Source organism: Halogranum rubrum, assembly GCF_900114455.1.
In the GTDB taxonomy this organism is placed as follows: Archaea; Halobacteriota; Halobacteria; order Halobacteriales; family Haloferacaceae; genus Halogranum; species Halogranum rubrum.
The window spans coordinates 475,974-488,197 of the sequence record NZ_FOTC01000001.1; the positions used below are offsets into that span (position 1 = coordinate 475,974).

Here is a 12,224-nt window from a genome sequence, read left to right on the forward strand (position 1 = left end):
ATTAGTCTCCTACAGCAAAACTATCATGAAAAATATATATGTATTACGGGCAGAATTGAGTGTCCATGTCCAAGACTCACACAGGACGGGGACAAAGGGAGCTACGAAAAACACGCCGTCGTTTCCTCCAGTCAATTGGAGTGGCCGGGACCGTCGGCGTCGCCGGCTGTGCTGGCTCGAACAAGGAAGCCGCCGTTGACGACGCGGGTGCATCAACCGCATCCGACGATGACACTACGGGCGGCGACTCAACGACGCAGACGACAGAGAGCGTCGAGATGACCGACCGGACGTTCGCCACGGCGACAACGAACGTCCCGAAGGACATGCAGTTCAACCCATACGGGCAGAAGTACCCCGACCGGGCGGCACTCGCGTTGTTCGAGAACCTCCTCTACGTCAACGAGGCGACGAGCACGTTCATGCCCGGCGTCCTCAGCGAGTGGGAAATTGGCGACGAGTTGGTGACGCTCTCGGTACGTGACGGCTATCACTGGCACAGCGGCGAGGCGGTGACAGCCGACGACGTCGCGTTCAAACTCAAACTCGACATTCACGACGGAGCCACCCTCAGCAACATCGTCGACCCCGAGGACGTCAGCGTCGTCGACGATTCGACGCTCGAACTCGGCCTGAAGCGCCCCGTCGCCGAGGAGGTGTTCCTCTACTCGCTGAAACCCATCGCGCTCGACACGCCGCCGGCGGAGTTCCAAGAGTTCCTCGACGCCTACGAGGCTGACGGCGAGGCACCGGGACTCACCGAGAAGACACTCGACGAACCCAACGGCACGGGTCCGTTCAAGTTCGTCCACGCACGAAACCAAGAACTGCTCAGCGAGCGTTTTGCGGACCACCCGGACGCCGACAACGTCAACTTCGCGGGGATGCGCTGGGACTACCTCCAGTCGAATCAAAAGCAGTGGACGGCACTCCGGAGCGGCAACGTTGACGGCATCGACAACGTGTTTACGCCCGACAACATCGCCCAGTCCTACGGCGACGACATTCAAGAGATTCCGATGCCCGCTAACTGGGGGTTGGGAATTATGTTCAATCACGAACATGAACACTACAGCCAGCAGAAGGTCAAGCAGGCTATCCAGTACGTCATCGACCGCGAGAAGCTCGCTCGGACCGCGGGCAGCAAGATGCACGTCCCTGTCGAGGTCCCCTGTGGACTACCGGGTAACTTCGATGACAGTTACAAGGACTGGCTCGGCGACTCGCTCTCCGAGTTCAACAAGTACGAGCCGAGCACAGAGAAGGCCGCAGCACTCCTCGAGGAGGCGGGCTTCTCGAAACAAGACGGTACGTGGGTCGACGCCGACGGCAAGACACTGGAGTTCCCGTTCAAGATTCCCTCCGGCTGGAACGACTGGACCGCCGGCGGACAGTCCGTCGTGCAGGACCTCAACGAGTTCGGCATCGAGGCGTCGCTCAACCCGAGTCAGTCCTATTGGGGAGATATCTACGGGAATCAAGAGTACGTCGTCGCCGGTCTCGGGTGGCCGGACGGCAAGCTCTACCCGTACTTCTCGCTCAACAAACTCCTCAACGGCTTCCGCTCGCGGGGCATCCTGAAGTTCCCGCGTTCGGTGGAGGTGCCGCCACTCGGTGAACCGAACGGCGAGACACAGACGGTCGAACTCGAACCCGAACTGGAGGAACTCGCCGGGCTGACAGGCGAGGCGGCCAAAAAGAAGACGCAGGAACTCGCGTGGATTGTCAACCAGCATCTCCCGATGGCGCCGCTGATGGAGAAAATCGACCAGTCGTGGCTGACGACCGACGACTGGAACACAGTCACCGAAGAGGACGTCTCCGCCATTGTCGATTGGCCGCAGTACTACCTGCCCCGTGAGGGGAAACTGACCGCCAAGCCGGAGTAACTCATGAACGGCTACTTCGTCAAACGAACGCTCCAGGCGGTCTTCACGACCTTCGTCGTGGTGTCACTCTCGTTTGGGCTGGTTAGGCTCATGCCGGGCAATCCGGCCGATCAGCTTCGCGGCCAGCTCATCCGCAACAACCCCAGTCTCTCACAGCAGGAGATCAACCGCCGGGTCGCGAACTACATTAACGTTGACCTCTCTGCCCCGCTCCACGAGCAGTACATCGACTACGTGCTCGGTATCCTACAGGGCGACCTCGGGCAGTCCATCAGTCAGAACGCCCCCGTCACGGAGGTGCTCGGCGAGGCGCTCCCGTGGACGGTCTTCGCGTTCTCTATCGCCATCCTGCTTATGTTCGTTGTCGGCATCTCGCTCGGCTCGATTATGGCCTACTGGGAGGGCAGTCGCTTCGACGTGGGGTCGACTGGCCTCGGTATCGTCCTCAACTCGACGCCGAACTACGTGACGGGACTGCTGTTCCTCTACGTGTTCGGCTTCATCCTCGGATGGTTCCCGACGAGCGGTCACATCTCCTCGGAGGTCGTGCCAATTGTCAACCCGCTCAAGCCCGTCGCGACGTTCCAGTTCGTCGCCGACGCGGTCTACCATGCGAGTCTGCTCATCGGGGCCGTCGTCATCACCGGCTTCGGCGGCGTCGCCCTCGCCATGCGCGGCAACAGCATTCAGGTGCTCGGTGAGGATTACCTCCGGGTTGCCCGACTGCGCGGCCTGTCGGACACGCGCATCGCGCTGCGCTACGTCGCTCGCAACGCTATCCTTCCGATGTACACGGGCCTGCTGCTCGCGTTTGGCGGTGTCATCGGTGGCTCGGCCATCCTCGAACAGGTGTTCACCTACCCAGGGCTTGGCTACTACATCGTTGCCGCCGTCGAGGCGCGCGACTACCCGCTGATGATGGGTGGGTTCATCCTCATCACACTTGCTGTCGTCGTTGGTGCGTTCATCGCCGACCTGACGTACGGCCTCGTCGACCCACGTGTCTCCACGGGAGGTGACTCCGCGTGAGCCGCGAGAGCCCGACACGAAGCTTCCCGGGTGAACGCGGTGGCTTCGACACAGTCGCCGACTCCTCGCTTACCCGTTCCGAACGCGTCCGTCGCCTGCTCGACCTGTGGCTCGCCGCGCCCCTGCGGGTCGTCTGGAACGACGCTCGCGCCCGCATCGGCGCGACGCTCCTCTTCGGCTTCCTCCTCATGGGCTTCGTTGGGCCACAGGTGATTGCCGAACCCAGCATCGGCCAGGCACCGCAGTTGCTCGGGCCGTTCCACGGTGGTATCATCGGCGGTAGTTGGTACACGTTGACGAGCGTCGACCTGTTCGGCGTCTCCGTTCCGTGGCTGGGACTGGAGTGGCTACTCGGGACCGATAGCACCGGTCGCGGCATCCTCGAACAGGTGGTCCACGCCACCCCGCGGATGTTCACGATGATTGCGACCGCCGGCCTGTTCGTCACGGCGCTCGGTACAAGCGTCGGCGCGCTCGCCGGCTACAGCGGCGGTCGCGTCGACCAGGTGCTCTCGACGGTCATCGACATCGTGATGACGCTGCCGGGGCTGCCCCTGCTGCTCATCCTCGTCGCCCTGCTTGAACCGAAGAGTCCGGTCGTCCTCGGCCTTGTCCTCTCGTTGCAGGCGTGGGCAGGGATGGCTCGGGCGATTCGCTCGCAGGTACTCACCATCCGGTCGACGTCCTACGTCGAGGCCGCCCAAGCGATGGGGCTATCGACGCCCACGATTGTCGCCAAGGAGGTCGTCCCCAACATCATGCCGTTCGTGATGATCAACATGGTCAACGCCATGCGCGGGGTCATCTTCGCCTCCGTCGGGCTGTACTTCCTCGGTCTCCTGCCGTTCTCGGAGGTCGTCAATTGGGGCGTCATGCTCCAGTTGGCTTACTCAAACGGTGGGATGCTGACCCTCGACGCCGCCCACTGGCTGCTCGTTCCGATGCTCGCTATCGTCCTTCTGTCGATGGCACTCATCCTGTTCGCACAGGGGATGGACCGTGTGTTCAACCCGCGCGTTCGCGCGCGACACGCGAACACGACAGGCGGCAGCGACGACGACACAGAACCCACCGAGCCGAAGACGAGAGCCGTCTCGACCGAAGGTAACCTATGAGTAAGACATCATCAACTCTGCACGAACGACAGTCCAGTAACGGTACAGCCGACTCCGGGTCGACGGGCGAAGACATCATCCTTGAATGCCGAGATCTCTCGGTCGCATTCGAGATGGACCGCGGCACCTCGCGGGTCCTCCACAACGTCGATATCGACATCCGCCGTGGCGAGATTATCGGTATCGTCGGCGAGAGCGGTTCCGGAAAGTCGATGTTCGCCTCCGCCCTCCTGAACGCCGTCGTTGACCCCGGGAAGACCAGTGGCACCGTCACCTATCACCCGTCCGACGACGAGTCCGACCCGGTCGACGTCCTCGGACTCGACAAGGGACCGCTCCGGACCCTCCGCTGGGAAGATATCTCGATGGTCTTCCAGGGAGCGATGAGTTCGTTCAATCCGACGATGGACTTCCGCGAGCACTTCGTCGAGACGCTCGACGCCCACGATTACGACGTCGTCGAGGGTATCGAGCGCGCCGAGGAACTTCTCGCGGATCTCTATCTCGATCCCGACCGCGTGCTCGACTCGTACCCCCACGAACTCTCCGGCGGAATGAAACAGCGGGCGCTCATCGCACTCGCGCTGGTGCTCGAACCGGAGGTGCTCGTGATGGACGAACCGACGGCTGCACTCGACTTGCTCATGCAGCGTTCCATCATCAGTCTCCTCTCAGACTTGCGGGACAAGTACGACCTCACGATGGTCTTCATCACGCACGATCTTCCGTTGGTTACGAAGTTGGCCGACCGCATCGGCGTCCTCTACGCCTTCGAGTTCGCCGAGGTCGGCAATACGGCGGAGATGGTCGAAAACCCGCGGCATCCGTACACCCGTGCGTTGCTCAATGCGACGCCCAACCTCGACGCACCGCTGTCGGAGATGCGCCCCATCGAGGGTTCGGCCCCCGACCCGGTGAACGTCCCGGCGGGCTGTCCGTACCACGAGCGCTGTCCGATGGCGACCGCGGATTGTGAGGACGTGAAGCCGCCGATGGAACTCGTGACGGACACCCACGAAGTCGCCTGTCACCACTGGCGCGACGTGGACGACGAGGTCCCCCTCTCCGTGGGGGTGGAGCGATGAGCGCCGACGAACCAGTGCTGTCACTCTCGAACGTCGACGTCCACTTCGAGAAGGCCGGTGGCGGACTGAACCCCTTTGCGGCCCGTGACACCGTTCGCGCTGTCGATGGAGTCAACCTCGACATCGAGAGCAACGACGTCGTCGCCATCGTCGGCGAGTCCGGCAGCGGCAAGACGACGCTCGGCAAGACAGCAGTCGGTCTCCAGAACCCAACCGGTGGCTCGATTAGCTACCGTGGCCAGGACATTTGGCAGGCCAAGGGCTGGCGGTCGGACCCAGAGATTCCCTTCGAGGAGATTCGCCGGTCGTTACAGATTATCCACCAAGACCCCGGCGCGTCGTTGAATCCGAACCGGACGGTGCTCTCGTCGCTCGCTGCGCCGCTGAAGCAGTGGCAACCCGACCTCGGTCCTGAAGACCGCGAAGCGCGCATCCTCCACTTCATCGAGCGCGTCGGGATGTCGCCGCCGGAGGACTACGCCCACCGCTATCCCCACCAACTCTCGGGTGGCGAGAAACAGCGCGTCGCACTCGTCCGGGCACTCCTGATGAACCCAGACGTGATTCTCGCTGACGAAGCGGTGAGTGCCCTTGACGTGAGTCTTCGTGTCGAGATGATGGACCTGATGCTCGAACTACAAGCAGAGTTCGATACCTCCTTCCTGTTCATCAGCCACGACCTCTCGAACGCTCGATACATCGCCGAACACGCGGGTGGCCGCCTCGGCGTGATGTATCTCGGTGAGCTGGTCGAAATCGGTCCAGCCGAGGAAGTAATCCAGAATCCCCAGCACCCCTACACGAAGGTGCTGAAGTGGGCGACGCCGGAGCTCGGCGTCAACGAGGGACCGACCGAACCGCCCGTCCGAGAACTCGACATTCCTGACCCAGTGAACCCGCCAGCTGGCTGTCGGTTCCACACCCGCTGTCCGAACGCCACTGAACAGTGCCGTCAAGCGACACCAGACGTGACCGCCGTCGGTAACGATGGCCGACACCGCGTCGCTTGCTACCGCTCGACCGACGACGACGCTTACTGGAACAGCACCCCGCTCGACGGAGCGGAGAAGTAACACGCTACATACATGACTGACGAACACACGATAGACGATACGAACGCATCGAGCGAATCGACCACAACCCACTCACTCAGTCGTCGCCACTATCTCGGTGGCGTCGGTACACTCGGACTGGCCAGCATTGCTGGGTACTCTTCCGAGGGCCGTGCAGCAGATTCGAGTGTGGTCAGCGTCGGCGCTGGCAGTTACACCACGACACTCCCCAGCGGGGAGGGGTCGCCGCCGGCGACGATATACGCCATGGGTGATATCGCCGCACCGTATCCGACGAACGATTGGTGGAGCAGCATCCTCTTCGAGCAGTACGGGTCTCCGCTGTGGGCACACCCCCTTGCCGGACAAGCGACGAGTGAGGGGCTGGACCTCTCACACCCGACGGAGTGGACGTTTACGAACGACTCGGGGGACAGCAACCGCGACAACATCGCCGCGATGGACGACAGTACCGATGTCACTCTCTCGACGACGGGCGATTCCTTCGCTGACACGCAGTGTGCTGGCTACGGAGACTGGCATACCGACATTCGCTGGGGGGCGGATGACTCGACCACTCCGACGCTCGACATCACCCTCACACAGGGCTCGCCGTTCGCGTTCGCAGAAATCTCAGACGCGGACGCAGAACTCACGTTCGCTGTGACCCCCACCGTCTGGGCCGACCAGGGCAACGTTCTCGGCGTCTCGGTCAACGGCCACCACTACGGTCTCTTTGCCCCCAGTGGGTCGACGTGGAATGGGCTCGGATCTACGACGCTAACCAGCGCGCTCAACGGGGCCGGCTACCTCACGGTTGCCGTCCTTCCTGAGGCGACGACGACGGCGCTCTCGCGCTACGAATCGTACGCCTACAACCAGATTACGGGAACCACCGTCTCGTGGACCTACGATGAGGCGGCGGGTGAAGTTCGGACGACCCACACCTTCGAGACGACCAACCGTGCCGAGTCATCGGCGACCGGCACGATCGCTGCCCTCTATCCACACCAGCACAAAAACACCACTACCACACTGGATGGCGACACGTTCGTCTCCCCACGCGGGTCGATGCAGACGACGACCGGCACGTCATTCGAGACGGTCCTCGACCTTCCACCGCTCCTGCCATACATGCCGGACGTCGGTAATGTCGACCAGACTCGGCTCGCTGGCTACGTCGACGACGTCGAAGCGGAGTCACCCTTGGTTCGTGTTGGTCCAGACACGCCCGGTGACGGAACCTACTGGACGGGGAAGAACTACGAGCGGCTCGCTCAGTTACGCCCCATCGCCGAACAGGTCGGCGATACGACTGCTGCCAATACGTTCGTCACGGCACTCCGAAACGATCTGGAGACGTGGCTCGATGCGTCTGTCTCGGGGTCAACCGACTCAGAGGACGTCTTCTACTACGACGATACGTGGGGGACGCTCATCGGCTACAACGACTCATTCGGTTCCGGGGCAGACCTCAACGACCACCACTTCCACTACGGCTACTATATCAAGGGTGCCGCCGAGATTGCACGGCGGAATCCGACGTGGGCCGACGCGTCCAACTGGGGCGGGATGGTCGACCACGTCATCCGCGATTACGCAAACCCTTCGCGGACAGACTCGATGTACCCGTTCCTGCGGAACTTCGCTCCGTACGCTGGCCACTCGTGGGCGTCCGGCAACGCTGGTTACGAACTCGGTAACAATCAGGAGTCCTCGTCGGAGGCCATCAACGCCTACGCTGCGATTCTCCAGTACGGCGAGTACACCGGGGATAACGAACTCCGTGACCTCGGTGCCTACCTCATCGCCCACGAGACGGCCGCCGTCGACGAGTACTGGTACGACGTGGACGAGGAGAACCACCCTTCGTCGTGGAACTACAGCTACGCCGCGATCGTGTGGGGTGCAGGCTACAAGTACGACACTTGGTGGACCGACGATGTCGAAGCTATCCACGGCATCAACGCACTGCCCGTCGGTGGACATTCACTGTCGCTCGGACGGAACCGTGCAGCTGCGGCGTCAACCTACAACGAACTCGTCGACGCCAACGGCGGCGACTACTTCGACTACTGGCCGGACATCCTCTGGGCGTACCGAGCGTTCAGCGACCCGGCCGACGCGCTGAGCCTCTTTGAGGGACGGGCATCCAGTTATGCCGTCGAATTTGGTGAATCGAAGGCACACACCTACCGTTGGCTGACGGCGATGGACGGTCTCGGTGCGGTCGACGCCAGTATTTCGGCTGATACACCGCTCGCCGCCGTCTTCGACGACGGTACTGTGAAGACCTACGTCGCCTACAACGCCGGCGACACTGAGACGACCGTGAACTTCTCCGATGGGACGTCGCTGTCGGTTCCGGCGAACTCGCTGGCAACGACGGGCGGCAGTTGCGACTCGGGGTCAGGTGGCTCTGACGGCTCGAGTGCACCCACCATCGACTCGATGTCGGTGAACGCCTACTCCCGCGGGGCGTGGAACAACGCCACCGTCGACTGGGCTGTCTCCGACGTCGACGGAGATCTCCAATCCGTGACAATCGAACTACTCGACGATTCTGGCACTGTGCTGGATACACAGACGACCTCCGTCTCCGGCAGTTCGGCCTCGGGGTCGACGAACGTTCGGTCGAAAAGCACCCCGTCATCAGTTACCCTGACAGTGGCCGATGCGGCGAACAATACTACCTCTAACACGACAACTCTATGACGACTCACGAAACGCAGATGACGCAGGCAGAGAAGATGGACGAGAACGTCGAGACGCTTCTCGACGAGATGACTCTTCGCGAGAAGGCCGCCCAACTTGCAGGCACCTACGTTGGCACGATGGATGAGACCCGAACTGTCGACGACACGAAAGAGATGATTCGTGAGCACGGAATCGGGTTCGCGACTCCCTTCGGGTACGGTGCCTCGCCGCACCGCGCCTCCGAGGAGGTTGTTGAGATCGCCAACAACCTCCAGCGTATCGCCCGTGAGGAAACCCGTCTCGGAATCCCGGTTCTCATTCCTGTCGACGCCATCCATGGGCATGCGTACGTCGAAGATACGACGGTCTTCCCGCACAACATGGCCGTCGCAGCCGCCCGCGATCGGACGCTCACCAAGCAAATCGGCACCGTTACCGCGACTGAAGTCGCCGCGACGGGGTCAAGTCTCACCTACGGGCCAACCTGTGACGTCGCCCGCGACCCGCGCTGGGGGCGCGCCTTCGAGACGTTCGGCGAATCACCGTATCTCGTCGGGGAACTCGCCGCGGCGAAAGCCCGCGGCATTCGTGGTGCCCCGGTTGACGTCGCAGCGATGGCAAAACACTTCCCAGCATACGGCGAGCCCGAACGCGGTGAAGACGCCTCGCCAGTCGACAAGTCGCTCTCGTCACTCTACCGTGACTTTCTGCCGCCGTTCGAGAAAGTACTCGCCGAAGGGGTCGAAGGCGTCATGCCGAGCTACAACTCTATCAACGGCGAACCCTCTCACGGCTCACAGTACTGGCTGACCGAAGTCCTTCGCGACGACTTCGGCTTCGAGGGCTACGTCGCGTCCGACTGGAACGGCATCAACATGCTTCATCAAAACCATCGGGTCGCGACGAGTCCGCAGGATTCCATCTACCAATCGTTCACTGCTGGCGTCGACGTTCATTCGCTCGGCGAGGTCACACACGTCGACCACGTAGTTTCGCTTGTTGAGTCCGGCGCAGTCGATGAAGCGGCTGTCAATGCATCCGTCCGCCGTGTCCTCCAACTCAAGTCCGACCTCGGTCTATTCGAGGACCCGTTCGTCGACCCCGACGAATCCGCAGACACGCTCGAAACCGACGCCCACCGAGATGTCGCTCTTGAGGCGGCACGCAAGTCGATGACGCTGGTGAAGAACGATGACTGTTTGCCGTTCGAGTCTGACGTCGATGAGCTACTCGTTACTGGGCCGAACGCCGATGACTTGACGAACCAGGTCGGCGGCTGGAGCCTCAAAGAAGCGCACGAACTTGATGGAACGACCATCAAGGAGGGCATCGAATCTGTCGTCTCCGCTGACACGGCAGTTCGCTTCGAGCGTGGGTCGGGCATCGACGAACCTGCTGACCTTGATGCGGCAGTTACAGCCGCTGAAGATGCCGACGCTGCCGTTGTCGTGCTCGGGGAAAATTGGTATCTCCACGAGTTCGGTCCACAAGATGTGAACGGGCCGACCGAGGCGTTCCCGAACCGTTCGGAGTTGACGCTCCCTGACGCACAGCGCAGACTCCTCGAAGCAGTTGTCGAGACGGGAACGCCGACGGCGCTCGTCCTTGTCTCTGGGCGCCCGCTTGCTGTCTCGTGGGCAGCCGAACACGTCGACGCCATCGTACAGGCATACTATCCGGGGGCGGACGGTGGGCGGGCAGTCGCCGAGACACTGTTCGGGCATAACAACCCGAGCGGCAAACTTCCGATCTCGGTGCCACGCTCGGAGGGGCAGCACCCAGTCCGACACAACTATCTTCCGCATCCGTACCCGATCGGTGAGGACGAACATCTGCCATCGTACGACCCGCTGTGGGCGTTCGGACACGGCCTCTCGTACACTGACTTCGAGTATCGCGGGCTATCGGTCTCAGCCGAGTCGCTCGCCGAGGATGAATCAATCACAGCCACAGTCACACTTGCGAACACGGGCGAGCGGGCCGGCGACGAGGTTGTCCAACTGTTCGGCGGCCGTGAGCACGCGTCGGTCGTCACGCCGGTCGAGGAACTCATCGACTTCCAACGAGTCTCACTCGACCCGGGTCAAGAGACGACCGTCACATTCGAGATTGCAGCCGAGACGTTCGACGTTGTTCGTCCTGACGGGAGCAGCCGATTCGAATCGGGTCAACTCTCACTCCGGTGTGAGTCGCTGGACGCGTCGATCACAGCAGTCGCCGATGACTGAAAGCCACTGTGTGCTCGGTCTTGAGTTCTGAACTAGCCGTCGGGAAATAGTCGCTTTCCCGGGGTGATTCCAACAAGCGATATCGTCCGCATTTCGACGTCTTCGAAGACGGCACCCCAGCCACCGACGATGACGCTTCGGGATTCGGTCTCGAGTTGGACGGTCTTGTAAGACCCCAAATCCGAGAGGCTCAGAATCTCTCGTGGTTGCTGATCACCAAGAAACGAGAGGTCACGTACTGTCCCTTCTAATGTCGTTGCCGACTCTGTCTCTAAGTCGATGCCGTTGACGACGACCTCTAATTCGTAGTTGTCTTCGAAGAGGGGGTAGTAATCGCGGATGAACTCCTCGAGCGTAACGTAGGTCAGCCTGTCGGCATCGTCGACATAGAGCTGTGGATAGAGGTCCCACAGACAGGTGAGGTAGTACCAATGGAATACGAACGGCAGGATGCGGTCGTTGATTAAGACGCCGTAGTCCTCATCAGAGCGAGTGTTCGGCGCGAAACAGGTCCGATGCCGGTCGATGATGACAAGGAATGGACCCGGGATGGTACACGCCCGCAGTTCTGAGAGACCATCAGTCGGATCGAACTCCGGTGGCGGTGTCTGGTCGTCGTCGACGTAAACAGCGGCGCGAACCATTACACCTCGCTCGCGAGCATCTCGAAGCTCGGGTGCTAGTCGTTGCAATTGCTCGAACGTTCCCGCAACTTCGATGACGGTTTCGGCTTCTCCAATGAAGTTCTGTGCGTTCTCGACGGCTGTCTCAACACGTTTCGTGACTCCGACGCGTGTATCGACGCGACCAGGCTGTCGATACCGCTCACGTACCTCCTCGGCCGCATCGTGGAGGAGGTCACCTCTGGACTCCAAGTCGGTCATCGACTCCTCGGGCTCGCAGGGACGGACGTGAAGTTTCTCGCGCTCGATGGTCTCGACATATCCCTTCATTTCCAGATCTCGAAGCACGTCGTAAACCTGTGAGACCGGGACGGAGCTTTTGCGGCCCACCTCAATTGCTGGCGATACACCCATCTCTAAGAGAGTGAGGTATGCATCCGCCTGATAGGACGTCAAGTCCGCATACTCTAACGCCTGTGTGAGTGTGTCACGGTCCATAACCAGAA

Annotated in this window: 8 protein-coding genes; 7 read left to right on the forward strand and 1 reads right to left on the reverse strand. The window is 61.5% G+C overall.

Annotation, left to right across the window (positions count from 1 at the left end):
- The first annotated feature begins 140 nt into the window (after positions 1 to 140).
- The 7 genes from BM083_RS02275 to BM083_RS02305 are packed head-to-tail and all read left to right on the forward strand — an operon-like array spanning position 141 to position 11,095.
- Entirely contained in the window at positions 141 to 1,889 is a 1,749-nt protein-coding gene (locus tag BM083_RS02275) for an ABC transporter substrate-binding protein (protein WP_177197513.1), read from the forward strand.
- Between the two features lie 3 nt (positions 1,890 to 1,892).
- Positions 1,893 to 2,918, forward strand: a complete 1,026-nt coding sequence (locus BM083_RS02280) for an ABC transporter permease (RefSeq protein ID WP_089865213.1) — start codon at positions 1,893 to 1,895, stop codon at positions 2,916 to 2,918.
- Positions 2,915 to 4,033, forward strand: a complete 1,119-nt coding sequence (locus BM083_RS02285; RefSeq protein WP_089865216.1) for an ABC transporter permease — start codon at positions 2,915 to 2,917, stop codon at positions 4,031 to 4,033. Before BM083_RS02280 ends, BM083_RS02285 begins: the two co-directional genes overlap by 4 nt.
- On the forward strand, positions 4,030 to 5,118 hold the full coding sequence (locus tag BM083_RS02290; protein ID WP_089865219.1) for an ABC transporter ATP-binding protein: 1,089 nt from the start codon (positions 4,030 to 4,032) through the stop codon (positions 5,116 to 5,118). Before BM083_RS02285 ends, BM083_RS02290 begins: the two co-directional genes overlap by 4 nt.
- Positions 5,115 to 6,191, forward strand: a complete 1,077-nt coding sequence (locus tag BM083_RS02295) for an ABC transporter ATP-binding protein (RefSeq protein ID WP_089865221.1) — start codon at positions 5,115 to 5,117, stop codon at positions 6,189 to 6,191. Before BM083_RS02290 ends, BM083_RS02295 begins: the two co-directional genes overlap by 4 nt.
- Before the next feature lie 12 nt (positions 6,192 to 6,203).
- Positions 6,204 to 8,885 (forward strand): glycosyl hydrolase, encoded by a 2,682-nt coding sequence (locus tag BM083_RS02300; RefSeq protein ID WP_089865224.1) that lies wholly within the window; start codon positions 6,204 to 6,206, stop codon positions 8,883 to 8,885.
- Complete coding sequence (locus tag BM083_RS02305; RefSeq protein ID WP_245756827.1) at positions 8,882 to 11,095, forward strand: glycoside hydrolase family 3 N-terminal domain-containing protein; 2,214 nt, start codon at positions 8,882 to 8,884, stop codon at positions 11,093 to 11,095. The genes BM083_RS02300 and BM083_RS02305 overlap by 4 nt, the downstream gene beginning before the upstream one ends.
- 32 nt (positions 11,096 to 11,127) lie before the next feature.
- On the opposite strand, the gene BM083_RS02310 is transcribed toward BM083_RS02305, so the two are convergent.
- The gene (locus BM083_RS02310) at positions 11,128 to 12,216 is read right to left on the reverse strand and encodes a TrmB family transcriptional regulator (RefSeq protein ID WP_089865227.1); all 1,089 of its coding nucleotides are present in this window, start codon (positions 12,214 to 12,216) and stop codon (positions 11,128 to 11,130) included.
- Positions 12,217 to 12,224 lie beyond the last annotated feature (8 nt).